The sequence below is a fragment of the Mesocryomonas lacus genome (assembly GCF_055730135.2).
Genome location: NZ_JBUZWE020000012.1, coordinates 44,610 through 69,992, shown reverse-complemented (window position 1 = coordinate 69,992; position 25,383 = coordinate 44,610). Strand labels below are relative to the sequence as shown.

Here is a 25,383-nt window from a genome sequence, read left to right as displayed (position 1 = left end):
CTGCCGTGGATCAGGACCGAGGCAACAGCCTGCGGCCGCCTGTCTTGTTAGGACTGGCGCTCGGGAATGGTCAGCACCAGGCCGTCGAGTTCGTCGCGGATGCGGATCTGGCAGGAGAGCCGTGAGTTCGGCCGCATGTCGACGGCGAAATCCAGCATGTCCTCTTCCATCGATTCGGGCTCGCCGACGACCGCCGTCCATTCCGCGTCGACGTAGACATGGCAGGTCGCGCAGGCGCAGGCGCCGCCGCATTCGGCATCGATGCCTGGCACCGAATTGCGGATCGCCGCCTCCATCGCCGAGCTGCCGTTGGGCGCCTCGACCTCGTAGCGCTCGCCGCCATGGGTGACGAAGGTGATGTGCGTCATGGAGCCCTGCCGCTTGCGTTTCGTCAGATGGGTTAGCGGCTCGGTCGCGCGGAAGTCAACCGCAGGCTGGAACAGTTCCAGTTAGCGCCGGACCGTCCCGGCCGGTGCGCCGCTCAGCCGGGGTTGAGGCCGGTGATGAAGGCGGACGTCCGGCGCATCTCGTCGCCCAGCGCCGCGCGGGCGGTGCCGTCGGCGGGCGCTTGCTCGAACACCTCCGCTGCATCGGCCAAAGCGAAGGCGCCGATGTTGCGCGCCGCGCCCTTCAAGGCGTGGGCGATGTGCCGCCGCTCCTCGTCGGTCGCAAGGTCGATCCGGCAGGCGAAGACCTCGATCTGGCGGCCCATCAGCCCGAGCACCTCCTGCTCCAGCGCGTTGTCACCCAGCGTCTGACGCGACAGGTGGACGAGATCGATCGGCCGTCCACGCGATGGGCACGCAGTCCTTTTGGGAGGCCCGGCGCTGAAGGATGGGTTGGGTTGGCGCATGGCCTCGTCTCCGTCGTCGGGCGTCCTGCGAAGCCCGCGTTTCGGGCTTGCTGCACACCGTTCGTGCGCGGCGCTGGATTCACAGGCGAATGCCGCCCCAGCATTCAATGCTGCCCGTAGATGGTGTAGAGTGGATTAACGTTGCCGGCTCACTTCCACAGGGCGGGCGGACGAAACATGGAACCGTCGACAAAAAACGATGGTTGGCTAAGGGCATAGCCGGGGCTGGACGGTCCGAGACGTCGGACGCCGCCGGCCGAGCCCCTGCCCACCAGCGTCTGCAGGCGAAAAATCTCGGATTTTAGCGTTGTCGTTAACCTTATGTTTAAACTTGTAAGGATCGTCGGGTTTTACGGTTTCTTTCGAAAACGCCCGTAACTACCATGCAAGATGACCAAAGCCGCGCGTGCTCCCTCGGGAGCGCACGCGGATCGTCCCCGAGACTTCAGCCGGATGCACCGGCTTCGGCTCGAGTATCGGGATGCGGCCCTCAGGCGGGTCGGCGTAACGAGTATGAGGCGCGACCGCACATGGCGAACATCAAGACTTCCGACACGCTGCCCGAAGGGGCGCTGGACGAACTCGAAGCCGCGCTGACGGCCGACTTCATGCCCACGGACGCGACGGCGGAGGCCGAGACCATCGACATCGGTGGCGAGGCCGAGGGCCATGTCGAAGCGGCAACGCTGAGCGCCGACACGATCGACATCGACTTCGCGTTTACCGAATTCGACCGGCAGATCGAGGAGGCGACCGGCGCCTTCCAGTCCGTCGACGTCCCCTTGATGGAAGCGACCACCGGTGCCGCGGTTGGCGCTGCCGCCTTCGCCGCTGCCAACACCGCGACCGCCGCCGCTGCCGCGGGCGGCACCGCCGGGCGCGACGCCGCCGGGACCATCCGCCAGCGGCCATTGGCTCCGTCCGCGTCCGTCTCGGCCTCCTCCGCATCAACACCGGCGTCGCCAGCCGCCGACAGCGCACCGGCTCCTTCTTCCGCCGGCGCCGGTACCGCTGGTCCGGCTCGACCGACCCCGGCGAAGGACATCCCTGCAAGCTCGGTCCCGATGACCGCCGCCAATGCTCCCGCCAGCAACCGCAAGGTTCCGGCGAACGACGAGCTGCGCCGTTCCTCGGTGATCGCGCAGGCGATGCTGTCGCGCCGTCCATCGCGCACACCGCTGGTGATCGCCGCCATCGTCTCGGCGCTCTGGTTTGGCCTGGCCGTCTTCCTCGGCTACGGCGTTTATGGCGCCAATCTCTTCACCCTCCCCGGCAGCGCTGCGGAGCTGACCCGCTCGACCGGGCTGCTGGTCGTCACTGCCCTGGCGCTCGCACCGATCCTCCTGATCTTCGCCTTCGCCGTCATGGTCCGCCGCTCGTCCGAGCTGCGGCTGATGAGCCGCTCGATGGCCGAGGTGGCCTTGCGCCTCGCCGAGCCGGAGAGCGTCGCCACCGAGCGCGTCATGAGCGTCGGCCAGGCGGTTCGCCGTGAAGTCTCGGCGCTCGGCGAAGGCGTCGAGCGGGCGCTCGCCCGCACGTCGGAACTCGAGACCTTGGTGCATTCCGAGGTGACCGCGCTCGAGCGGTCCTATGCCGACAACGAGGTGCGCATCCGCTCGCTCGTCAACGATCTCGCCGCCGAGCGCGAGGCGATGCTGAGCCATGCCGAGAAGCTGCGCTCCTCCGTCGTCGGTTCGCACCAGCGCTTGGTCGAGGACGTCGACACCGCCTCGCACGAAATCCTCCGCCGGATCGAGGATGCCTCGACCAAATTCGAAAGCCTCCTGGAAAGCCGCGGCGACGAGCTGTCGCAGATCTACACCGCCCGCAGTGCCGACCTCGCCTCGCTGTTCGAGGACAAGAGCCGCATCGCCAGCGAGCGGCTCGATGCGTCGAGCGAGGGCTTCGTTGCCCGCATCAACCAGAGCGCCGAGGCCGCGACCGAGCGGCTGCAGGTCACCGGCGAGACCGTCACGGGCCTCCTCGAAGCCCGCTCCACCGAGCTTCAGGACCGCACCGAGGCGATGACGCGCACCATCGGCGAGATGAGCGAGACACTCAGCCAGCGCCTGCAGGTGTCGGGCGATGCCGTCGCCGGCCTCCTCTCCACCCGCACCGAGCGGCTGGAGAGCGACGGTAAGACCTTCATGGACGCTCTCGGTGAGACGCTCGACCAGCGCTCGCGCACCCTCACGGATGAGAGCACCCGCTTCCTTGATCTCCTGACCCTTGGCCTGCAGGAGCGCACCGAGCGCGCGGCCGAGATGCTGTCGGAGAAGAACAGCGAGACCATCGGCAACATCGACGAGCGCCTCGACCGGCTGGAGGCAACCCTCAGCGACCGCGGCGGCGCCCTGGTCTCGGCCATCGAGACCCGCACCTCGACCATCGTCGAGTCCAGCGACCGCATCGCCAATGCCCTGCAGCAGCGTTCGGTCGAGTTCGCCCGCACGCTCGCCGAGCGCAGCCGCGAGATTTCCGAGGCGGTCGCCACCGCCCAGGGCGAGCTGGCCACCTCCACCGGCGCCGCCGTGGCGCTCGCCGGATCGACGCTCGAAGGCCGCGCCGCCGAAATCCGCACGCTCCTCGACGAGCGGATGGCCGGTTTCCGGTCGATCATGGACGAGAATGCCGGCAGCTTCAGCCGCACCGTCGACGAGCGCATCGGCTCGCTCGAGTCGGCCCTGAAGAACGGCACCGAAGACCTCGAGACCACCCTCGCCTTCGCCCACCAGAGCCTCATCGGCAATCTCGAGGAGCGCGCCGGTTCGATAGGCGCCTCGATCGAGGGCAATGTCGACCGGCTGCAGACCATCCTCGAGCAGGCTGAGACCTCGCTCGGCGCCGGCACCGACCAGCGCACGAAGAGCATCGCCGACATGCTCGACCAGCGTCGCCTGGCCATCGAAACGCTGCTCGCCGAAAAGGCCGACATCTTCGTCGGTGCGATCGACGATCGCTCGACCCGGTTGTTCGATGGCTTCGACACGCGGGCCGCCAGCTTCGGCACTGATCTTGCCGACCGCATCACGGCCACCGAGAAGCTGCTGCGCGAGACCGAGACTGGCCTCGTGGAGACGCTCGACGCCCGCCATGCTGCCCTCAGCACGGCGCTGGGCGACCGCACAGAGACTTTGCGCAGTCTGGCGCAGGAGACGCATGAGACGCTGGTCGGGGCGCTCGACGAGCGCGTCGGCGGCATCCGCACGGCCTTTGAGACGGCCGTCAACGGCATCACCGACGATCTCGTCAGCCGCGTCGAGACGCTGCGCGCCGTGGTCGAAGACTCGCGCAACCAGATCGTTGTCGGCCTCGACGACCGCACCATGACCCTTTCCGGCGATCTCGAAGCCCGCACCCGCCAGCTCAACGAGGGTCTCGACGCCCGTGCCGCCGGCTTACGCGACATCGTGGAGACTGCCCGTTCGCAGCTGCTGGACGGTCTCGACGAGCGCATGCAGTCGATCCACTCGCTGGTCGACGGCTCCGAGGGAACGCTGCTGGCTGGCCTCGACCAGCGCACCGTGCGCCTCACCTCCGACCTTGAGACCCGCGCCTCGGACCTCCGCCGCATCGTCGAAGCCGCCCGTACCGAGCTGCTCGGCGGTCTCGACGCGCGGATGCAGTCGATCAACACCCTCGTCGAGGGCTCCGAAGGCACGCTGCTGGCCGGCTTCGACCAGCGCACCGAGCGGCTGTCCGCCGACCTCGAGACCCGCGCATCGGATCTGCGCGACATCGTCGAAGCTGCCCGCGCGCAGCTGCTCGACGGCCTCGAGGAGCGGATGCAGTCGATCAACGCCCTGGTCGACGGTTCCGAGGGAACACTCTTGGCTGGCTTCGACCAGCGCACCGAACGCCTCTCTTCCGACCTCGAAAGCCGCGTGTCGGACCTCCGCGGTGTCGTCGAAGCCGCTCGTGCCCAGCTGCTCGACGGGCTCGACGCCCGCATGCAGTCGATCAACGCTCTGGTCGACGGTTCCGAAGGAGCCTTCTTGGCCGGCATCGATCAGCGGAGCGAACGCCTCTCCTCCGACCTTGAAATCCGTGCTTCAGATCTCCGCGGCATCGTCGAAGCCGCACGTGCGCAGCTGCTCGACGGCCTCGACGCCCGGATGCAGTCGATCAACGCCCTGGTCGACGGTTCCGAAGGCACGCTCCTGGCCGGCCTCGACCAGCGCACCGGACGCCTGTCCTCCGATCTCGAGACGCGCACTTCCGAGCTTCGCGACATGGTCGAAGCGGCCCGCGCCCAGATGGTCGACGGGCTCGACGAACGCATGCAGTCGATCCGCTCCCTGGTCGACGCGTCCGAAGGCACTCTGCTGGCCGGCCTCGACCAGCGCACCGATCGCCTTTCCGTCGAACTCGAGGCGCGCGCGCTGCGTCTTGCCGCCGAGCTCGACCGCGGCAGCGAGAGCCTGACCCAGCGTCTCGACGACCGCATGGGCGTCATCCATAAAATGGTCGACGGCTCGGAAGGCTCGCTCCTCGCCGGCCTCGACCAGCGTGCGGCCCGTCTGTCCTCCGGGCTCGACGACCGCGCGACCCGCCTCGCTACCCTCCTTGAGCGTGGCAGCGAGAGCCTCACCACCCGCCTCGACGAGCGTATGGAGACCATCCACAAGATGGTCGACGGCTCCGAGGGTACGCTGCTCGCCGGTCTCGACCAGCGCACGGAGCGTCTCGTCACCGAACTTGGTCGCGGCAGTGAGCACCTCACTGTGCGTCTCGACGAGAGCGTGCAGCGCTTCACCGCTGCGTTCAGCGATGTCGATGGGCGGCTGGTCGCCGTCCTCGAAGAAAAGCGGGATGGCATTTCCGGGCTCCTCGACGAGGTCACCCGCTCTGCGGCGGCGACGCTCGGCGACCGTGCGGACGACGTCCGCCGCTCGATCGAGCAGAGCGTCGAAGAGGTCAGCCGGTCGCTGGAAGCGCGCCGTGCCGATCTCGTCACCGCCCTCGACAACGGCCAGACCGGCCTGACGTCGGCGATCGACCAGCGCACTGACGCGATCTCGACGGCGCTCGAGCGCGGCCTCGGCAATGTCGAGCGCACGCTGAACGCCCGCGCGGCCCTTGTCGCGGACGCGCTGCGCAGCGCCATCACCACCGCTACCGCCACGATGACCGAAGAAGCCGAGCGCGCCCGCGCCGGCCTCGAGGGCGAGACCGTGTCGCTGGCCAGCGCCGTCGCCGGCCTCGGCGGCATCGTCGCCGCCTCCACGGAGGAAGCGCGCCTGAAGATCGCCGACGAAGCCGAGCGGCTGTCCGCCCGCTTTGCCGGCATTGCCGACGACCTGAAGGAGAAGGCGGAGGCGGCGCACGGCGATCTGTCGGCCGAGGGTGGCCGCATCGCCCGCACCGTCGAAAGCGCGTCGGAAACACTGCGCACGCTCGCCGCCGAGGCCCGCGACCGGTTCACCGGCGAGGCCGAGGCCCTGGCGCTCTCCGTTGCCGCCGTCTCGAAGGAAATGCGCAACGAGGCGACTTCGGTGCGCGAGACGCTGATCGGCGAAGGCGCCGTCTTCGCCACGCAACTCGGCGGCGCATCGCTGGCCATGCGGGCCGAGGCCGAGGCCTCCCGCGAGCGGCTGGCGCTTCTTGCCACCGAGTTCGTCGGCGGCCTGTCGGAAGTCGCCGACAGGCTCCGGGCCGACGCGATCGAGAGCCGCGCCGAGTTCAGCGACCAGGCCGGTGCCCTCGTCGGCGAATTCGCGACGGCGGCAGACCTGCTGCGCGCCGCGGGTGACGAATCGCGCGACCGCTTCCGCCAGGATGCGGCCGTCATCGCCGAGGAAATCATCTCCGCCACCGCCTCGATCGGCGACCGCAGCGAACTCGCCCGGCGGATCATCGCCGAGCAGGCCGCCACGCTGTCGACCGAACTCGACCTCGCATCCGACCGGTTGCGCGATGCCGGCGACGAAAGCCGCGCGCTGTTCCGCCGCGACGCTGAGGTCATCGCCGAGGAAATCACCACCGCCACGTCGTCTTTCGGCGCCCGCAGCGACGCGGCCCGGCAGATCATCGCCGAGCAGGCAGCGACCCTCGCGGCCGAGATGGACCGCGTGTCCGATCGTCTGCGCGATGCCGGCGACGAGACCCGAGACCTGTTCCGCCGCGATGCCGCGGTGATCGCCGAGGAGATTGCAGCAGCAGCGGTCGCCATCCGCGAGCGCGGCGAGGAAGCCCGCCACAACATCGGCGACGTCGTCCAGGCCATGGCCGGCCAGGTCACCGGCGCGGTCGACCTGCTCCGCGACGCCAGCGGCGACTCGCGTGATCGGTTCCGTGCCGACGCCGAGGCGATCGCCGCCGAGATCGTCGCCGCGGCCGAGGTCATCCGCCAGCGCAGCGACGAGGCTCGCCTCGTCATCGCAGACAACACCGAGGCCTTCGCCAGCCGCATCGGCGGCGTGTCGGAGCGGATCAGCAGTGAGGCGGATCGTGCGAGCGAAGCGCTCGACGCCCGCAGTGCCCGGTTCGCCAACGAACTCGCCGATCTCTCGCGGGAGCTGTCGGAAACCATCGGCGGTTCGTCGACGGCGCTGCGCGGCGAGCTCGACCAAGTCGCGTCGACCATCCGTGGCGAGCTCGACGGCGCCTCGGCATCGATGAAACGCGAGCTCACCGACATTTCTGGTCGCCTGCGCGACGACGTTGCCGGTGCCTCGGCCATCCTGCTGCGGGATGCCGACATGGCGCGCGACGCGATCATCGCCCAAAGCGCCGAGATCGCCGCGCAGTTCGCCGGCGTCGGCAACCAGATCCGGGTCGAGACCGACCAGGCCCGCGGCCAGCTCATCGAGAGTGCCGCGAGCTTCAGCGAGGAACTGATCGGCAAGATCGCCAGCTCCGAGCGGTCGCTCGCCTCGCGGGCCCGCCTGTTGACGGGCGACCTCGACGAGAAGACCAAGGCGCTGAACGAGCTGCTTGCCGAGCGCAGCGCCGAAATCGCCCGCCTGATCGAGGAAGAGGCCCGCCCGCTGGTCGAGCGCTTCACCGAGAGCGGCACGGCGGTCGCCGAGATGATCGACGTCTCCGCCCGCAACGCGTCGGACCGCCTGCGGTCCGAGAACGCGGCGCTCATCGCAGCCCTCGGCCGCCGCGCCGGGGAGACGGTCGAGACGCTCAGCAAGTCGTCCGGCGAGATCCTTGCCGGCTTCGATGCCCGCACCAATGATGCGGTCGGCCTCGTGACCGACATGCGCGAGGCGCTGTCGCAGGACATCGACGCGCTGATTGACCGCCTGTCGCAGACCAACGGCGCGCTGCGCAGCCTCGTCGAGGAGGCCAGCGGCAATCTCGGCGCGATCGACTCGACGCTGCAGGAGACCAGCAGCCGCTTCACCAACGGCGCCGACCGCGCCGTGGAGCAGCTCTCGGCCTCCTCGAAGCTGCTCGACGGCAACCTCGCCCGCCTCGACCAGCTGTCGTCCTCCACCTACGGCAAGGTCGCCTCGATCGCCGAGCGCTTCGACGACCACGGCCACCTGCTGCAGGAAGCGGCGCAGCTGCTGGACTCCGCCCAGTCCAACCTGCAGACGACGCTGGAAGAGCGCCGCGACGGCCTGGAGACACTCTCCGCCGGCCTCGTCTCGCGCTCGGAGGAGATCGGCGATCTCATGCGGTCGTTCGAGGAGGTCGTCGACGGCCTGTTCGAGCGCACCGAGCAGCGCTCGCGCATGCTCTCCGCCCGCCTGTCGTCGGAAGTCGGCGCCTCGCTCGGCGAGACCGATAAGCAGCTCGAGGCCGTCGAGACCCGCTCGCGGAACGCGGCTTCGGAAATCCGTACGGCGGTTCTGTCGGTGGTCGAGGATGCGACCAAGCGCTTCAGCGGCGCGACCGACGAGATGCGCAAGACCGCGACCGTGATCCGTGAGGAGCTCGGCCAGACCCGCGAGGAGATCAAGCGCGGCGTCTTCGAGCTGCCCGAGCAGGCCCGCGAGAGCACCGAGGCGATGCGCAGGGCCGTGTCCGACCAGATCCGCGCCTTGCGCGATCTCAGCGACATCGTCTCGCAGTCGGGCCGTGCCTTCGACGTCGGCAGCCGGCGTCCGGCAGCCCAGCCGCAGCCGCGCGCCGAACTGCGCCAGTCCGGCCCGTCGGCCGGCGGCCAGACGGCAGCGGTCGCCCAGCGTCCGGCCGAGCCGGAGCGTCGGATCGAGCAGGCAGCGCCCGAGCAGCAGGTTGCCGAGGACCGCATGCTAGAGACGCGGATGACGGGGACGCATGGCGCCGAGTTCACCCGCGAACAGCGCGGCACGGCCGAGGTCGAGCGTCCCCCCGCCATGCTGACGCCGAGCGCCGCCCCGCTGCGCCAGGCAGAGGCGAGCGAAGCCAAGAGCGGCGGCTGGGTCTCCGACCTCTTGCGCCGCGCCTCCCGCGAGGAGGACGAGGAAGCCCACGCCGCACCGGAGACGGCGCCTGAACCCGCCAAGGCCGAGGGTCGGTCCGCCGCGCATGTGGTTGAATCGCTGAACTCGCTGTCGGTCGACATCGCCCGGGCGATCGACCACAACGCCTCGGTCGAGCTGTGGGACCGCTACCGCAAGGGCGAACGCAACGTGTTCACCCGCCGGCTCTACACCATGAAGGGCCAGCAGACCTTCGACGAGATCCGCCGCAAGTATCAACGCGACACGGATTTCCGCTCGGCTGTCGACCGCTACATCGCCGACTTCGAGAACCTCTTGACGGACGTCTCCCGCAAGGACACCGACAACACGCTGACGCGAACTTATCTCAGCTCCGACACCGGCAAGGTCTACACCATGCTGGCCCATGCCTCCGGCCGCTTCGACGGCTGACAGGACGGCAACAGCAGCACCTGACCTAGACAAAGGGGCGGTCTCGAAAGAGACCGCCCCTTTTCTCATGGAGGCCAGGGACAGCGCAGGTGCCGCGGGGCTACGGGCCCATCGCAGACGGGCAGCCATCAACTCCTCGGAGGGCGCGATACCCCTCGGAAGCGTCATGTCGGGGAAGGCTCAGAGTTTTTGCTGGGTCATTCGAGGCAACGCCGTCCGGTCATTTTGGCCCTCTACTCCGAACCGGTGCGCCGAAGCAGAGCGGTTGGCTCTCTGCCAGAGGCCGTGGACGGTTAGTTTCGAAAGCCAAGGCCGCCGGACGCCCATGCGCTGGCCGCTTCTCACGACGGAGAGCGAATCAAAACTTATTCAATTCTCTTATGGACTTAGCCGGCCAAAGCGACTCTTCAGCGGAACATGAACCAGGCCGACTGGCACGTCTCGCGACGGCTGCTGCTGGGCCCGTTGGCAACATGCACTCCCGCTCCCCAACGGCACGCCACGCACGAACGCAAAAGGGCCGGACTCCTTTCGAGGAGTCCGGCCCTTTGATGCTTCCGCCAGCCGCGGGGTGATGGACTGAAGCCCACCTTCCCTCGAGAACGCCGACGCTCAGACCAGCGACAGCGTCCAGGCGACGACGTCGGTGGTGGCTTTGGCGAAAGCGGCGTTGAGCGCCGCGACATAGGCGGCCTTGCCGGCGGTGGTGCTGGTGTCGACACCGCCAACGGCGGCGGTCGCGGTGAAGACGCGCGTTGCTCGGACAGTTCCGTTGCGGTCGTTCAGCGCCTTGACGGAGAACTCGACGACCGCGGTATTGCCCTTGTCGACGTCGACCTCGAACTTCCGGATGGCGACGACGACCTGGTAGTCGATGGCGAGGCCCTGCCCCGGCACGCCGACGGCCGCGAGCCGGCCGGTGTTCTCGAAGGCCTGGACGAAGCGCGCCTGCACCAGCGCCGGCAGGCGATCGCTCCACTGGCTCTGGCCGAGATATTCGACCGTATAGGGCGTCGGCTTGATGACGATCTGGTTGCCGTCGAGCGTCTTGGTCGCCGTCGGCTCGGGGATCAGGATCTGCACCTTGGTCCGGGCACTCGTCCGGGCTTCCGTCCGCGGCGCGGCAAGCTCGTAGGTATCGGGCGGCGTGGTGCCGCTGAGCGAGGCGCAGCCGGCTAGGGCGAGCGCCAGGGAAGCGACCAGGGTCGTCCGGATCGATGCATGCATGGTCTTTTCCTCAACGCCCGGCGGAAGCATCCGCCCACTCTGTCGCGGCCAGAGCACGATCTTCAAACGCGCCGGCCGGTGTCAATGCCTTAGCGCGGCCGCGGTGGTCTTCCCCGCGCGGCCGCTGGTTGCCTTTACCGCCGCTTGCGGCCGTCGAACTGCTTCACCTCGTCGCCGCCGAAGATGATGCGGCTCGGATTGGCCTGGAAGTCGGTGACCGCGCCCTCGATGCGGTTGACCGACCGGGTCACGTCCCGCACCAGCGTCCGCACCTCGTTGAGGCCATTGCCGGAGAAGTTCTGGATGTTGTCGGCGATCGGCCCAATGCGCGCATTGATGCTGGCGGCCGTCTGGCGGATGGCGGCGAGCGTCTGGCTCGCTTCCTTGGCAAGGCCCTCGGTGCTGTCGGCATTGAGCAGCCGGTCGAGCGAGGCGAGCACCGTGTCGAGGCGTGTCGAGGCGGTGTTGACCTTGCTCGAGATCGCCACGGCGTTGTCGATCACCCGGTTGATGTCGTTGCGGCGGGCGCCGACGTCGTTGGCGACCCCGGCGATCGAGTCGGCAGCCCGGGCGACGTTGCGGGTGGCCGACGAGACGTCGGTCATGGTCCGATTGACGACGTCCGGATCGACGCCGGCCAGGATCGCGTCGACGCGGCTGCGGGTGCCGTTGAAGCCGGTCAGCGTCGTATCGACGGTGCGCAGTGCGGTATCGAGGCCATCGATCACGGACTGGATCTGCGGCGTCTTGGCCCGGACGCCGGAAACCAGCGCCGCGACGTTGTCGACCACTTCTGAAATGCGTCGGCGATCGATGCCCGAGACCAGAGCACTGGCGTCGTCGAGCGTGCGGTTCAGCTTGATTGTCGCCGCACTGGCGTTTTCGCCGATCGGGCCGAGGTTGGCGAGGAAGCCGTTGATCGCCGGCCCGTTTGCCGCGACGCTGTCGGTGACGGTTTTCAGGTTGCGGGTGACACCCGACACGTTGGTGATGACTTCGCCGATCGCCTCACGCTGCGCGCCGATGAGGGTCGAGACCTCGGAGACGTTGCGGGCGGCGGCCGAGATGTTGTCGATGGTGGAGGTGACTTCCGTCGGATTGACGGCCGCCAGGATCCGGTCGGCAGATCCGAGCGCCGAGTCCAGCTTGGTTGCGACGCTCGTGGCAGTATCGGAGATCGGGCCGAGATTGGACAGGAAGCGGTCGATCCCCGGCGTGTTCTTCTGGATGGTGTCGCCGACGCGGCCGACACTGGTGGCGGCTGTCTTCACGGAGTCGACGACGCCGGCGATGTTGTCCGCCTGCGCGCGCAAGGTCGTCGACATAGCCGCGACGTTGTCGACGGTGGTGCGCACCGAGTCCGGATTGACGGCCTCGATAACGTTCTGCGCCGAACGGATGGCGTCGGGAAGCGCCTCGGCGACAGTGTTCGCCGTTCCCGCGAGGCGGCTGACGCTCTGCAGGAAGTCGTCGATCTGGTTGGAATTCTTCGCGAGGCTGTCGGTGAAGACCTTCACGTTCTCGGATGTCGCGGTGATGTTGCCCGCGGTCGTGCGCACGGCCGGGCCGACGTCCTTCACCATGCCCTCGAACTGCGAGAGGATGTTGTCGGCGCGCTGGGCGATGTCCTTGGCGGTGGCGAGGATGTCGGTCACATCGGACGGATCGGCCTTGATGACCGGCACGGCGCCTTGCTCGCGGGCATAGGCGATGATGTTGCGCTCGGTGTTGTCGCCGCCCTTCAGCTCGATGAAGGCCTGGCCGGTCAGGCCGGCAAAGCCGATGGTCGCGCGGGTCGAGGTGGTGATCGGCGTGGTCCCGTCGACCCGCGTGGTGGCGATGACGACGCGCGGATTGTTCGGATCGATCCGCAGATTGCGGACGTCACCGACCTTCAGGCCGTTGAACAGCACCTGGCTGCCGACGCTGAGGCCGGTGACCGAACCCTCGATCCGTACCAGCAGTGGCGTCTGGGTATCGTCGCCCGAGACATTGGCAGACCACCAGACGAAGCCGAAGCCGAGCACCAGCACGACCACCGAGAAGATGCCGACCAAAACATAATTGGCTCTGGTTTCCATCACTTCGTTCCCTTGCTGGCGCCGGCGGACTTGTCCTGGTGCACGATGGTGCGGGCACGCTTGCCGTGGAAATAGGATTTGACCCAAGGGTCATCGAAGGCGAGCATGGTCTCGAGCGGCCCCTCGACCATCACCTTCTTGTTGCCGAGAACGGCGATGCGGTCGCAGGCCTGGTACAGGCTGTCGAGATCGTGGGTCACCATGTACACGGTGAGACCCAGCGTATCGCGCAGCGTCATGATCAATTCATCGAAATCCGCCGCGCCGATCGGGTCGAGGCCGGAGGTCGGCTCGTCGAGGAAGACGATGTCGGGATCGAGCGCCAGCGCGCGCGCCAGACCGGCGCGCTTGATCATGCCGCCGGACAGCTCGGACGGAAATTTCTCCGCCGCATCCGGAGCAAGACCGACAAGATCGATCTTCAACCGCGCCAGCTCGTCCATCAGCGCCGGCGACAGGTCGAGATATTCGCGCATCGGCACCTGGATGTTCTCCAGCACCGAGAGCGAGGAGAACAGTGCGCCTTGCTGGAAGAGAACGCCCCAGCGCTGCTCGACCGCCAGCCGCTCGTCGTCATTAGCCTTGTCGTAGTCAATGCCGAAAACCTCGATCGTGCCCGACTGTTTCTGGTTCAGGCCGAGGATCGTGCGCAGCAGAACCGACTTGCCCTGACCGGAACCGCCGACGAAGCCGAGGATCTCGCCGCGACGCACGTCGAGCGACAGCCCATCCAGCACGGTCTTGGTGCCAAAGGTCACGGTGACGTCGCGGGCGCGGATGATGATGTCGTCGTCGTTTCCCCCTTTTTCGGGGGCCGGTGCGGGAGAAGGCGCACCGTTGCCGGTCGCCGTCACCGCGGCATCGTCTTGTGCGGCGGGCGGGCCGCGGCCAGACGGGTCAGAATCCGATGGATGCATAAAAGATCGCAAAGAAAGCATCCACGAGGATGACGAGGAAAATGGATTTGACGACGGAGGTGGTGACGTGGAGGCCGAGGCTCTCGGCGCTGCCGCCGACCTTCATGCCCTCGGCCGAGGCGACAACGCCGATGATGATCGCCATGAACGGTGCCTTGATCAGGCCGGCGAGGATGGTGCCAATGTCGATCGCCTCGCGCAGCCGCTGGACGAAGGCGGCCGGCGGAATGCCGGAATAGATCCAGGTGACGACGATAGCGCCGGCAAGGCCCATCAGGTCGGCGATGAAGGCCAGCAGCGGCAATACCAGCGTCAGTGCCACCAGGCGAGGGAAGACGAGGACGCCGATCGGGTTGAGGCCGATCACCTGAAGGGCGTCGACTTCCTCGCGCATCTTCATCGAACCGATTTCGGCGGTGATGGCGCTGCCGGAGCGGCCGGCGATCATGATGGCGGTCAGCAGCACGCCGATCTCGCGCAGCTGCAGAATTCCGACGAGATCGACGACGAAGATCTCGGCGCCGAAGTTCCGCAGCTGGAAGGCGCCCTGCTGGGCGATGACCGCACCGATCAGGAAGCTCATCAGCGCGATAATGGGCACCGCGCGAACGCCCATCCTGTCCATCTGGGTGATGATCGCCGGCAAGCGTAGCTGCGTCTTGCCGGTGACGCGGCGGCCGGCGCCGTAAATCGAGGAGCCGATGATGTTAAGGCCGACGACGACCTCGTCATAGAGCCCGTAGACGCCGCGCCCGATTCCGTCGAGCGCGGCGACCACGCGGTTGCGCTTGGCAACCTCGGGCTCCGGGCGCGCCCGGTCGATCGCGGAACGCACCGCCTCGAACAGCGCCCCGTCCTTCTCCCGCACGCCCGACATCTCGACCGAGCGACCGCCGTCGGAAAGCTGGCGCGACATTTTTTCAACCAGCAGCGCGCCGGCGGTATCGACCCGCCCGACGCTGCCGAGGTCCATCGTTACGGACTTGCCGAGGTCGGACTTGCCCGTATCAGAAACCGTCTTCTCGATGCTGCCGATGGTCCGTGCCAGCCAGTCGCCGGAAAGAGTCAGCACGAGGCCGCCTTCACCCTTGTCAGCGACCAGGGCAGGCGCCGTTGTGCGGCGCCCATCCTTGTCGGCGCGTGTCTCGGCGGCTGGGTTGTCCGTCATGCCTGTGGTCGAAACCTTCTATCGCCCGATACTCGGACACCTTATGCCAAGAAGCGTCCGTGGCCTGACATGCCCGGCGGCGCCCGCCCGACGTTGCGGCGCTCCCTAGCGCGCGGCGTCGTTAACCGTCCATACACGGTTTGTCATCGCAATCCGCGATGAGCTCGAACAGGCCGAGGAATTTTCATGCCGCGTCGTCTTTCAGTCACAGTCGAGCGCTTTCAGCTCGCCACGGCCTTCACCATTTCCAGGGGGTCGAAAACCGAGGCGGTCGTCGTCGTCGCCACGCTTTCCGACGGCGATAAGCGCGGCCGCGGCGAATGCGTTCCCTATGCCCGCTACGGGGAGACGGTCGAGAGCGTGACGGCGGCGATCGAAGCGGTGCGTCCGCTGATCGAGAAAGGCCTGTCGCGCAAGGAATTGCAGGCTTCCATGCCGGCAGGCGCCGCCCGGAACGCCGTCGATTGCGCGCTGTGGGATCTCGAGGCGAAGCTGGACGGCGCCTCCGTCGCGGCGCTGGTCTGCCCGTCGCCGCCGAGAGCGCTGGAGACTGCCTATACGATATCGCTCGGACCCCCCGAGGCGATGGCCTCGGCAACGCGGGCAGCAGGCGGCCGGGGTCTCCTCAAGATCAAGCTCGGCGCGCCCGAGGGCGACATCGCCCGCATCCGCGCCGTGCACGCGGCCGCCGCAGGAGCGCGGCTGATTCTCGACGCCAACGAAGGCTGGACGGCGGAAAACCTTGCCGAGAACATGCAGGCCGCAGCCTCTGCCGGCGCCGTTCTCATCGAGCAGCCGCTGCCGGTCGGCCAGGACGGCGCGCTTGCCACCCTCGCCCATCCGGTACCGGTCTGCGCCGACGAATCGCTGCACGAGACGCAGGATCTCGCCGCGCTGGTCGGCCGCTACGACTTCGTGAACGTCAAGCTCGACAAGACCGGCGGGCTGACTGAGGCGCTGCATCTCGTAACGGAAGCCCGCCGGCACGGCTTCGGGGTGATGGTCGGCTGCATGGTCTCGAGCTCGCTCGCGATGGCTCCGGCGGTCCTGCTCGGCCAGACCGCCGACCTGATCGACCTCGACGGCCCGCTGCTGCTGGCGTCGGACCGACCCGACGGACTGGTCTACGATGGCGAGACGGTCGCCCCGCCAACTCCGGCTCTATGGGGATAGACTCGGCCCTACCCCGCCATCGGCAGCGGTACGGCAACCGGTGGGCGGGCCGAGACGGTGTCGATGAAGATGTCGGCGCAGGTGGACCAGGTGAAGGCGCGCGAGCGGTCGAGTGCCTCCGCCCGGTCGAGACCTAGGGCGGCGAGGCAAGCGGTGCGCAGGTCGTCGGAGATGCAGCCGGCGCGGGTGCCGGCGATCACGTCGAGCGGGCCGGGCTCCGGGTAGGCGGCGACCGGAACCCCGCAGGCCAGCGCCTCGATCAGCACGATGCCGAAAGTATCGGTCTTAGACGGGAAAACGAAAACGTCGGCGCTGGAATAGTGGCGCGCCAGCATCTCACCGGTCTGCGACCCCGCGAAATGCACTTTTGGATAGCGCTGCCGCAGTTCCGCCAAAGCCGGGCCGTCGCCGACGACGACCTTCGATCCCGGCAGGTCGAGCATCAGGAAGGCTTCTAGGTTCTTCTCCGGCGCGACGCGCGAGACGGTGAGGAAGATCGGGCCGGGCAGACCGAAATCGATCGGCTCGCGCGGCTTGAACACCGAGGTGTCGACGCCGCGCGTCCAGGTGACGAGGTTCTTAAAGCCGCGCTCGGCAAGGTCCCGCCGAACCGCCTCGGTCGGCACCAGGCACGCGCTGGCCGCGGCATGGAAACGGCGGAGGTAGGCATAGCTGAAGCGTTCGGGGATCGGCACGCGCTGGCGCAGGTATTCCGGAAAACGGGTGTGGAAGCTCGTGGTGAAGCTCCGACCGGCGGCGATGGCGGCCCGGCGTGTCGCCATGCCGATTGGCCCTTCGGTGGCGATGTGGATGGCCTGCGGCTTGAACTCGGCGATGATCCGCCCCAACCGGTAGGAACTCGCCAGTGCCAGACGGATCTCCGGATAGGTCGGCATCGGCACGGTGCGAAAATCCTGCGGCGAGACGACGAGCACGTCGTGGCCGCGGCCGCGCAGCTCGTCGGCAAGGCTCGACAGCGTGCGCACCACGCCGTTGATCTGCGGCGTCCAGGCGTCGGTGGCGATCAGGATCCGCATCAGGCTGCCTCCACCGCAGAAGTCTGGCGCTCGGCGGCCGGCATGGCGGCGATGCCGTCGGCCAGAGCCTCCGCCTGCGCGCGCGCCTTGCTGGCCGCCGCCGTCCAGTAGATCAGCTCGAACGAGCCGTCATGGCGCTCGCCGACCGCGGTGCAGCTTTCCACCCAGTCGCCGGTATTGATGTATTCGACGCCGCCGCGCCGAGCGATCTGCGCATGGTGGATGTGGCCGCAGATGATGCCGTCGCAGCCGTGCCGCACCGCCTCTTCGGCCAGCAGCGTCTCGAAGGCGCCGATGAAGTTGACGGCGTTCTTGACCTTGAGCTTGGCCCAGGACGACAGCGACCAGTAGGGAAAGCCCAGCGCCCGGCGCAGCTTGTTGAAGACGACGTTGACGGCGATGGCGGTGTCGTAGGCCCAGTCGCCGAGATAGGCGATGAGCCGGGCATTGCGCACGACGACGTCGAACTCATCGCCATGCATCACAAGGAAGCGCCTTCCGTCGGCGGTCACATGGACATCGTTCTGCTTGACCTCGATGCCGCCGAAGTGCTGGCCGGGAAAGTCGCGCAGGAACTCGTCGTGATTGCCGGGGATATAGACGACGTCGCACCCCTTGCGCGCTTTACGCAGCAGCTTCTGGACGACGTCATTGTGCGCCTGCGGCCAGTGCCAAGCCCGCTTCAGCCGCCAGCCGTCGACGATGTCGCCGACGAGATAGAGCTTCTCGCAGTCGTGCAGGCGGAGGAAGTCGATCAAGAGCTCGGCCTGGGCGGCCTTGGAGCCGAGATGCACGTCGGAGATGAACAGCGTGCGGAAGTGTCGCGCCGTGGTCAGCTGATGCATGGTCGCCATCCTGTTCGCTCCCCTCGCCCTCCTGCCAATGGCCGATTCTCATTGCATGCGTGTGACGGTGCAGGCTGACGACGATGGCTGAGAGCAGGGTGGCAGCCGATCGAACGGCACTCGGAGGGGCCTACGTCGACGGCAAAGCGAAACTCCCGACAAAATGCCAGGCGGCAATTTCCAGAACGGTTCGACTTCGTCTAAGACGGCCGCAGCAGCTGAAATGAACGGGGGACGCCATGTCCGAAAATAGCACCGACGCCAGGCCGAACACGGGCGATCTCGACGAGCAGGCGCTGTTCTACCACCGCTATCCGAAGCCCGGTAAGGTCGCGATCCAGCCGACCAAGCCGCTCGGCAACCAGCGCGACCTCGCGCTCGCCTACTCCCCCGGCGTCGCCGCCCCGTGCCTCGCCATCGCCGCCGATCCCTCGCTCGCCGCCGTCTACACCAGCCGCGCCAATCTCGTCGCCGTGCTGTCGAACGGCAGCGCGGTTCTCGGCCTCGGCAATATCGGCCCCCTCGCCTCCAAGCCGGTGATGGAGGGCAAGGGCGTCCTGTTCAAGAAGTTCGCCGACATCGATGTCTTCGACATCGAGATCGATGCCACCGAGATCGACCACATCGTCGAGGTGGTCGCAGCGCTGGAGCCGACCTTCGGTGGCATCAACCTCGAGGACATCAAGTCCCCGGAATGCTTCGAGGTCGAGGAGCAGCTGCGCAAGCGGATGAAGATCCCGGTCTTCCACGACGACCAGCACGGTACCGCCATCATCGTCGCCGCCGCCGTGCGCAACGCGCTGGAGCTCAACGGCAAGAAGATCGAGGACGTCAAGATCGTCTCCTCGGGCGCGGGCGCTGCCGCCATCGCCTGCCTCAACCTTCTCGTCGCATTGGGCGCGAAGCTCGAGAACATTACCGCCACCGACATCGACGGCGTCGTCTATATCGGCCGCGGCAAGCGCACCGACCGCTGGATGGAGGTTTACGCGCGCGATACCGAGATGCGCACGCTGAGCGAGGCGATCGAGGGTGCCGACATCTTCCTCGGCCTGTCGGCCGGCGGCGTCTTGAAGCCTGAACTCCTCGAGAAGATGGCGGCGCGTCCGCTGATCATGGCGCTGGCCAATCCGACGCCGGAGATCATGCCGAGCCTCGCGCGCGCGGTCCGGCCGGATGCGATGATCTGCACCGGGCGCTCGGACTTCCCGAACCAGGTCAACAACGTCCTCTGCTTCCCCTACATCTTCCGTGGCGCGCTCGACTGCGGCGCGACGACGATCAACGAGGAGATGAAGATCGCCGCCGTCGACGCCATTGCGGCGCTCGCCCGCGAGGAGGTCTCGGAAGTCGCCGCAAAAGCCTACGGCTCGGAGACGCCGATCTTCGGACCCGAATACATCATCCCCTCGCCCTTCGACCCCCGGCTGATTCTGAAGATTGCCCCGGCCGTGGCGAAGGCGGCGGCGGCGACCGGCGTCGCCTCGCGGCCGATCGAGGATTTCGGCGCCTACATGGACATCCTCAACCGGTTCGTCTTCCGCACCGGGCTGATCATGAAGCCGATCTTCCAGATCGCCAAGAACAGCGGCAAGCGGGTGATCTTCGCCGACGGCGAGGACGAGCGGGTGCTGCGCGCCGCGCAGGTGATGCTGGAGGACAAGATCGGCGTGCCGATCCTCGTCGGCCGTCCCGCCGTCATCGCCAGCCGGCTAGAACGCTACGGCCTGCGCATCCGCCCCGGCACAGATTTCGAGGTGGTGAACCCCGAGGATGATCCGCGCTACCGCGACTATGTCGACCACTATTTCGAGAAGGTCGGCCGCAAGGGCGTCAACCCCGACACCGCGCGCACGGTGGTGCGCACCAACACCACTGTCATCGCCGCCGTCTCGGTCTCGCGCGGCGAGGCCGACGTGATGATCTGCGGCCTCGAGGGCCGCTATTCGCCGCACCTCGTCGACATCCGCCAGGTCATCGGCGTTGAGCCCGGCACCAACAAGTTCGCCGCGATGAGCCTTCTTATCTCTCAGCAAGGCGCGAAATTCTTCCTCGACACCTATGTGCAGCGCGACCCGAGCGCCGAGGACCTCGCGGAAATGACGGTCCACGCCGCCACCGAGATCCGCCGCTTCGGCATCGAGCCGAAAGGCGCCTTCGTCTCCCACTCGAACTTCGGCTCGGACGAGACGCCGCAGACCAAGAAGATGCGCCAGGCGCTGAAACTGGTGCGCGAGCGCATGCCCGACCTAGAGCTCGATGGCGAGATGCACGGCGACGTTGCCCTCAACGAAGCCCTGCGCCGCAAGGTCATGCCGAACTCGACACTCTCGGGCGAGGCGAACCTCCTGATCTTCCCGAACCTCGACGCAGCCAACATCACCCTCAACGTCGTAAAGGCGATGACGGATTCGCTGCATGTCGGCCCCATCCTGCTGGGCGCCGCCTCGCCCGCCCACGTGCTGACGCCGTCGGTGACGTCGCGCGGCGTGGTCAACATGGCCGCGATCGCGGTGGCGGAGGCGGTGCAGCGGGGGTGAGAAGGTTGAGGCTGGGAGCGCGCTTTTCCGGTTCGTTATCCCGGCCTTGAGCCGGGACCCATGCCTCTGCGCAGAGGCTAGCAGTCCGGTGCAGAATGATCGGGAAGGTCTACCGAATCAACGGTGTTCAGCGATTCGGAATGGATCCCGGGTCAAGCCCGGGATGACGAAGCTGAGGCGTCTGCGCCCCGCGCCCCTTGCGCTACGGGCTACCTCGACGCGTCGTGCCAAGAACCTTTGCGTTCTCGTGCAGCAAACCTCTCAGGTTCGTCATCCCGGCCTTAAGCCGGGACCCATGCCTCCGCGCAGAGGTTTGCAGTCCCGTGCAGAATGATCGGGAAGGTCTACCGAACCAGTCACGTTCAACGGTTTGGAATGGATCCCGGGTCAAGCCCGGGATGACGAAACGGAGGGGTTTGCGCTCCGTTGCCCTGCCCGCACCCCTTTTCCTTGCCTCTCGCCCTTCCGCTTACGGCCGCCGCGCCAGCGCCTGCTCGCGCCCGATCAACGGCAGCAAATCCGCCAGTTCCGGGCCGTGGTCGAGGCCCGTCAGCGCCTGACGGAGCGGCATGAAAAGGGGCTTGCCCTTGCGGCCGGTGGCGGTCTTCACCGCGGCGGTCCACGCCTTCCAGGTGTCGTGCGACCATGGCTCGGGCGGCAGCAGATCGAAGGCTGTGGCGAGGAAGGCGCGGTCCTCTTCTGTCGAAGCGGCCGAAGCAGGCTCGGCCACCGTCCCCGCTTCGATCGGCAGATCGCCGAACACGATGTCGCGCCAGACCGCCGCATCCGACACCCGCGCGCAGTTGGCGCGCACGGCCAGCCAGAAGGCTTCCGCCCGATCCTCCGGCACGCCCATGCCGGCCAGGCGCTCGGCGACGTCGGCGTAGCCATAGCCGTGCACCAGCTCGGCGTTCAGCCGCTCGACCTCGGCCGGGTCGAACTTCGAGGCCGAAGAGGAGACGTCCGAGAGCTTCACCCGCTCCCCCAGCGCGGACAGGCTCGGCACCGCTTCGATCGAGCCGGAGAGCCCGACGAGGGCGGCGAGCGAGGCGACGGCCATCGGCTCGATACCATCCGCCCGCAGCGAGCGCAGCGACAGCGCGCCGGAGCGTTTTGACAGGCCCTCGCCGTCGAGCGTCGTCAGGAGGTTGTGGTGGCCGTATTCTGGCACCTTAAGCCCAAGCGCCTTGGAAAGCGCGATCTGGACACCGGTATTGGTCACGTGATCGTCGCCGCGGACGACGTGGGTGATGCCCATCGCGCCGTCGTCGACGACGGACGGCAGCGTGTAGAGATAGCTGCCGTCCTCGCGCACGAGCACCGGATCCGACAGCGAGGCGAGGTCGACGCTCTGCGGCCCGCGGACGAGGTCGTTCCAGCTGACCTCGGTGCGGACCGGCTGACTGGGATCACTGGCAAAGTTCGGCAGGAGAAACCGCCAGTGCGGCTGCCGGCCTGCGGCTTCCAGTTCCTGCCGCTCCAGCTCGTTCAGCCGCAGCGCATCTCGGCCATAGACCGGCGGCAGCCCACGCGCGGCTAGGCGCTTGCGCTTGCGGTCAAGTTCCTCGGCCGTCTCGTAGCAGGGATAGAGCAGGCCTTTCTGCTGCAGCAGCGTGACCGCCGCGTCGTAATGGCCGATGCGCTCGGACTGGCGGTAGACGGCGTCCGGATGGAGGCCGAGCCAGACAAGGTCCTCAAGGATCGAGTCGGCGTACTCGACGCGCGACCGGGCGATGTCGGTATCGTCATAGCGCAGGATGAAGTGCCCGCCGGCGCCGTTCTCCTTGGCGAGCAGCCAGTTGAACAGAGCGGTTCTGAGGTTGCCGATGTGGATATGGCCGGTCGGCGACGGGGCGAAGCGGACGGTCGGGCTCATCGGGCGGTTTCCTGTGTGGTGAGGCGGGACGACGCGCGCGGCGCGCTCAAATCCCCTGGCCCAGCGTGATCGGCGTTCCCGTGACGAGAAGGTAGGCGAAGAGGCCGAGGCCGACGACGAGAAACACCGCGCCCTGGTGGAACTGGCGCGAGGCATAGCGCCGGTTCGGCTCCATGTCCTCGCCATAGGCGCCGCGCTGCGGCGCCTTGAAATAGCCGACGAGACCAAAACCCTCGGGCTTCGGCACCTCCTGGAAGATGCGGCGCATGGCGAGGAAGTAGCGCAGCGCGAACAGCACCGCGAGCACCAGCGAGGCGGCGGCGATCGAATCCAGCGAGATCTCGTCCATGGCTCAGGCCCCGTCGCGGTAGCGGTTGGTGATGGGGTAGCGGCGGTCGCGGCCGAAATTCTTGCGCGTCACCTTCACCCCCGGCGCCGACTGCCGGCGCTTGTACTCGGCGATGTACAGCAGCCGCTCGATGTGCTTGACCGTGTCACGGTCGAAGCCGCGCTCGACCAGCGCGTCGACGCTGCCGTCATGCTCGACGAGGTGCTCGAGGATGGCGTCGAGGATCTCGTAGGGCGGCAGCGAATCCTCGTCCTTCTGGTCCTCGCGCAGCTCGGCCGAGGGCGGCTTGGTGATGATGCGCTCGGGAATGACGATGCCACCGCGGCCGAGCGAGCCGTTCGGCACGTTGGCGTTGCGCCAGTGCGCGAGGCGGAACACCTCGGTCTTGTAGAGGTCCTTGATCGGGTTGAAGCCGCCGTTCATGTCGCCGTAGAGCGTGGCGTAGCCGACCGACATCTCGCTCTTGTTGCCGGTGGTCGCGACCATCGCGCCGAACTTGTTCGAGATCGCCATCAGGATGACGCCGCGGGCGCGGCTCTGCAGGTTCTCCTCGGTGACATCCGCCGGGCGGCCCTCGAAGAGGCCTGCGAGCGCGGCGGTGAAGCCCTCCACCGGCGCGGCGATCTCGACCACGTCGTAGCGCACGCCGAGCGCCCGGGCGCAGGCTTCCGCATCCTCGAGGCTGGTAGCGGCGGTGTAGCGGTAAGGCATCATCACGCAATGGACGCGGTCCTTGCCGAGCGCATCGACCGCCATCGCCGCGACCACGGCCGAATCAATGCCGCCGGACATGCCGAGCACGACGCTCTTGAAGCCGTTCTTGTTGACGTAGTCCTGGAAGCCAAGGACGCAGGCGCGCCAGACGGATTCGTCGAGCGCGGGGATCGTCGCCACCGGGCCGTTCTCGCAGACCCAGCCTTCGTCGCCGCGCACCCAGTCGGTCACCGCCACAACGGCGTCGAAGGCCGGCAGTTGGAAGGCGAGCGAGCGGTCGGCCTGGAAGGCGAAGGAGCCGCCATCGAAGAGGAGGTCGTCCTGCCCGCCCAGCATGTTGGCGTAGACCATGGGCAGGTCGGTCTCGATCACTTGGCGCAGCACCACCTGATGACGGACGTCGAGCTTTTCTTTGTAGAAAGGCGAGCCGTTCGGCACGAGCAGGATCTCGGCGCCAGACTCGGCCAGCGTCTCACAGACGCCGAGCTGGCCCCAGATATCCTCGCAGACGGGAATGCCGAGCCGGATGCCGCGGAAGTTCACCGGGCCCGGCATGTCACCGGCCTGGAAGACGCGCTTCTCGTCGAACTCGCCGTAGTTCGGCAGGTCCACCTTCGAGCGCCAGGCCAGAACCTTGCCGCCGTCGAGGATTGCCACGGCGTTGTAGAGGCCGGCCTCGGTGCGCAGCGGGCAGCCGATAATCATGCCGGGACCGCCATCGGCGGTCTCCAGCGCCAGGGTCTCCACCGCCGCCATGCACTCGGCGACGAAGGCCGGCTTCAGCACGAGGTCCTCCGGCGGATAGCCGGAGATGAAAAGCTCCGTGAAGAGCACGAGGTCGGCATCCTTCGCCGCAGCCTGTGCGCGCCCCTTCCGGGCGAGCGCCAGGTTGCCGGCGATGTCGCCGAGCACCGGGTTGAGCTGGGCCACGGCGAGCTTCAGTCGGTTTGGCGTCACGCGAGGCTCCTTGCCAAGATTTCATCCTGCTTCCCTTTCGAAGGGGATATGGCAGGTGCATGACCCGCCTCATATCAAGCGGGAACCGGCGGCGCGAGCCCGAACGGAAACCGCGGCAATGCCGGGGCCCGTTTTGCGGCGGCAGGCAAGGAGAATGCGATGCGCAAGGGTTTCACCGACGCCAAGGCGAGAGGCTGGATCGGGCGCTCGCTCGACCTCCTGAAGCCCAACGAACGCCGGGTGCTGGACAGCGCCCTCAGCGGCACGACGATCGCCCGCGACGTCAATGCAAGCTTCACCGCGCAGACCTCGCTCGGTGGGCGGCTGGCGGACGGCATTGCCCGCGTCGGCGGGTCCTGGAGCTTCATCCTCTGCTTCCTCGGCTTCCTCGTCGCCTGGGTCATCCTGAACACCGTCATCCTGTCGCAGGAGGCATTCGACCCCTACCCCTTCATCTTCCTCAACCTCGTGCTGTCGATGATCGCGGCGATCCAGGCGCCGATCATCATGATGTCGCAGAACCGCGCCGCCGACCGTGACCGGCTCGACGCCAGCCACGACTACGAGATCAACCTCAAGGCCGAGATCGAGATCCTCGCGCTGCACGACAAGCTCGACGAGATGCGCCGCGAAGACGCGCAGAAGGTGGCCGAGACGCTGCAGATCATCGCCGCAAGGCTGGCGGCGATCGAGGCGAGCCTTGGGGCCCGGACGGCGCAGGTCGACGGCTAAAAGTTGGCATTCTAACCAAGCGGGAGCATCCTGCTGCTCACGCACCAGGGGCGTGCGAACCCGATCGCTGTTTGCAAATCCACAGAAAGCACCGACATAGG

The 25,383-nt window shown here is 67.5% G+C and carries 15 protein-coding genes; 4 read left to right on the top strand and 11 right to left on the bottom strand.

Features of this window, described 5'->3' with window-relative positions; all coding sequences use genetic code 11:
- Positions 1 to 47 precede the first annotated feature (47 nt).
- A complete protein-coding gene (locus ACZLZY_RS18400; protein WP_472935017.1) occupies positions 48 to 368 on the bottom strand; it encodes a 2Fe-2S iron-sulfur cluster-binding protein in 321 nt (106 codons plus the stop codon).
- 113 nt (positions 369 to 481) lie between these two features.
- Positions 482 to 853 carry an Hpt domain-containing protein gene (locus ACZLZY_RS18395; RefSeq protein WP_472935016.1) on the bottom strand — a complete coding sequence of 124 codons (372 nt, stop codon included), beginning with the start codon at positions 851 to 853 and terminating at the stop codon, positions 482 to 484.
- A gap of 530 nt (positions 854 to 1,383) precedes the next feature.
- Here ACZLZY_RS18395 and ACZLZY_RS18390 point away from each other — a divergent pair.
- Positions 1,384 to 9,666, top strand: coding sequence for an apolipoprotein A-IV repeat region-like domain-containing protein (locus ACZLZY_RS18390; RefSeq protein ID WP_472935015.1), 8,283 nt, complete (start codon positions 1,384 to 1,386; stop codon positions 9,664 to 9,666).
- Between the two features lie 612 nt (positions 9,667 to 10,278).
- Here the strand turns inward: ACZLZY_RS18390 and ACZLZY_RS18385 are convergent.
- From ACZLZY_RS18385 to ACZLZY_RS18370, 4 genes are all read right to left on the bottom strand, one after another.
- Positions 10,279 to 10,893 carry an ABC-type transport auxiliary lipoprotein family protein gene (locus ACZLZY_RS18385; RefSeq protein WP_472935014.1) on the bottom strand — a complete coding sequence of 205 codons (615 nt, stop codon included), beginning with the start codon at positions 10,891 to 10,893 and terminating at the stop codon, positions 10,279 to 10,281.
- 134 nt (positions 10,894 to 11,027) lie between these two features.
- Positions 11,028 to 12,974, bottom strand: coding sequence for an MlaD family protein (locus ACZLZY_RS18380; protein ID WP_472935013.1), 1,947 nt, complete (start codon positions 12,972 to 12,974; stop codon positions 11,028 to 11,030).
- Positions 12,974 to 13,756 carry an ABC transporter ATP-binding protein gene (locus tag ACZLZY_RS18375; RefSeq protein WP_472935178.1) on the bottom strand — a complete coding sequence of 261 codons (783 nt, stop codon included), beginning with the start codon at positions 13,754 to 13,756 and terminating at the stop codon, positions 12,974 to 12,976. Before ACZLZY_RS18375 ends, ACZLZY_RS18380 begins: the two co-directional genes overlap by 1 nt.
- A 115-nt stretch (positions 13,757 to 13,871) precedes the next feature.
- Positions 13,872 to 15,059 carry an ABC transporter permease gene (locus tag ACZLZY_RS18370; RefSeq protein ID WP_472935012.1) on the bottom strand — a complete coding sequence of 396 codons (1,188 nt, stop codon included), beginning with the start codon at positions 15,057 to 15,059 and terminating at the stop codon, positions 13,872 to 13,874.
- Between the two features lie 186 nt (positions 15,060 to 15,245).
- On the opposite strand from ACZLZY_RS18370, the gene dgcA reads away from it, so the two are divergent.
- A complete protein-coding gene (gene dgcA / locus ACZLZY_RS18365) occupies positions 15,246 to 16,232 on the top strand; it encodes an N-acetyl-D-Glu racemase DgcA (RefSeq protein ID WP_472935011.1) in 987 nt (328 codons plus the stop codon).
- A gap of 8 nt (positions 16,233 to 16,240) precedes the next feature.
- On the opposite strand, the gene ACZLZY_RS18360 is transcribed toward dgcA, so the two are convergent.
- Entirely contained in the window at positions 16,241 to 17,269 is a 1,029-nt protein-coding gene (locus ACZLZY_RS18360; protein WP_472935010.1) for a glycosyltransferase family 4 protein, read from the bottom strand.
- Positions 17,269 to 18,123 (bottom strand): UDP-2,3-diacylglucosamine diphosphatase, encoded by an 855-nt coding sequence (locus tag ACZLZY_RS18355; RefSeq protein ID WP_472935009.1) that lies wholly within the window; start codon positions 18,121 to 18,123, stop codon positions 17,269 to 17,271. The genes ACZLZY_RS18360 and ACZLZY_RS18355 overlap by 1 nt, the downstream gene beginning before the upstream one ends.
- 230 nt (positions 18,124 to 18,353) lie before the next feature.
- Between ACZLZY_RS18355 and ACZLZY_RS18350 the strand changes: the two genes are divergently transcribed.
- The gene (locus ACZLZY_RS18350) at positions 18,354 to 20,654 is read left to right on the top strand and encodes an NADP-dependent malic enzyme (protein WP_472935008.1); all 2,301 of its coding nucleotides are present in this window, start codon (positions 18,354 to 18,356) and stop codon (positions 20,652 to 20,654) included.
- Positions 20,655 to 21,123: 469 nt separating this feature from the next.
- Here ACZLZY_RS18350 and gltX read toward each other — a convergent pair whose 3' ends face one another.
- Genes gltX through ACZLZY_RS18335 form a run of 3 tightly spaced genes read right to left on the bottom strand, consistent with a single transcriptional unit; the run spans position 21,124 to position 24,550 of the window.
- Positions 21,124 to 22,530 carry a glutamate--tRNA ligase gene (gene gltX / locus ACZLZY_RS18345; protein WP_472935007.1) on the bottom strand — a complete coding sequence of 469 codons (1,407 nt, stop codon included), beginning with the start codon at positions 22,528 to 22,530 and terminating at the stop codon, positions 21,124 to 21,126.
- A 46-nt stretch (positions 22,531 to 22,576) separates the two neighbouring features.
- A complete protein-coding gene (locus ACZLZY_RS18340; RefSeq protein ID WP_472935006.1) occupies positions 22,577 to 22,879 on the bottom strand; it encodes a hypothetical protein in 303 nt (100 codons plus the stop codon).
- A 3-nt stretch (positions 22,880 to 22,882) separates the two neighbouring features.
- Entirely contained in the window at positions 22,883 to 24,550 is a 1,668-nt protein-coding gene (locus ACZLZY_RS18335) for an NAD+ synthase (protein WP_472935005.1), read from the bottom strand.
- Positions 24,551 to 24,709: 159 nt separating this feature from the next.
- On the opposite strand from ACZLZY_RS18335, the gene ACZLZY_RS18330 reads away from it, so the two are divergent.
- Complete coding sequence (locus tag ACZLZY_RS18330) at positions 24,710 to 25,282, top strand: DUF1003 domain-containing protein (protein ID WP_472935004.1); 573 nt, start codon at positions 24,710 to 24,712, stop codon at positions 25,280 to 25,282.
- Positions 25,283 to 25,383 lie beyond the last annotated feature (101 nt).

What these genes read in the sequence shown, in the direction of transcription:
- ACZLZY_RS18395 (WP_472935016.1), bottom strand. Translation starts at nt 853, where the DNA reads ATGCGCCAACCCAACCCATCCTTCAGCGCCGGGCCTCCCAAAAGGACT.
- ACZLZY_RS18390 (WP_472935015.1), top strand. Translation starts at nt 1,384, where the DNA reads ATGGCGAACATCAAGACTTCCGACACGCTGCCCGAAGGGGCGCTGGAC.
- ACZLZY_RS18380 (WP_472935013.1), bottom strand. Translation starts at nt 12,974, where the DNA reads ATGGAAACCAGAGCCAATTATGTTTTGGTCGGCATCTTCTCGGTGGTC.
- ACZLZY_RS18350 (WP_472935008.1), top strand. Translation starts at nt 18,354, where the DNA reads ATGTCCGAAAATAGCACCGACGCCAGGCCGAACACGGGCGATCTCGAC.
- ACZLZY_RS18360 (WP_472935010.1), bottom strand. Translation starts at nt 17,269, where the DNA reads ATGCGGATCCTGATCGCCACCGACGCCTGGACGCCGCAGATCAACGGC.
- ACZLZY_RS18400 (WP_472935017.1), bottom strand. Translation starts at nt 368, where the DNA reads ATGACGCACATCACCTTCGTCACCCATGGCGGCGAGCGCTACGAGGTC.
- ACZLZY_RS18340 (WP_472935006.1), bottom strand. Translation starts at nt 22,879, where the DNA reads ATGGACGAGATCTCGCTGGATTCGATCGCCGCCGCCTCGCTGGTGCTC.
- gltX (WP_472935007.1), bottom strand. Translation starts at nt 22,530, where the DNA reads ATGAGCCCGACCGTCCGCTTCGCCCCGTCGCCGACCGGCCATATCCAC.
- ACZLZY_RS18385 (WP_472935014.1), bottom strand. Translation starts at nt 10,893, where the DNA reads ATGCATGCATCGATCCGGACGACCCTGGTCGCTTCCCTGGCGCTCGCC.
- ACZLZY_RS18355 (WP_472935009.1), bottom strand. Translation starts at nt 18,123, where the DNA reads ATGGCGACCATGCATCAGCTGACCACGGCGCGACACTTCCGCACGCTG.
- dgcA (WP_472935011.1), top strand. Translation starts at nt 15,246, where the DNA reads ATGCCGCGTCGTCTTTCAGTCACAGTCGAGCGCTTTCAGCTCGCCACG.
- ACZLZY_RS18370 (WP_472935012.1), bottom strand. Translation starts at nt 15,059, where the DNA reads ATGACGGACAACCCAGCCGCCGAGACACGCGCCGACAAGGATGGGCGC.
- ACZLZY_RS18330 (WP_472935004.1), top strand. Translation starts at nt 24,710, where the DNA reads ATGCGCAAGGGTTTCACCGACGCCAAGGCGAGAGGCTGGATCGGGCGC.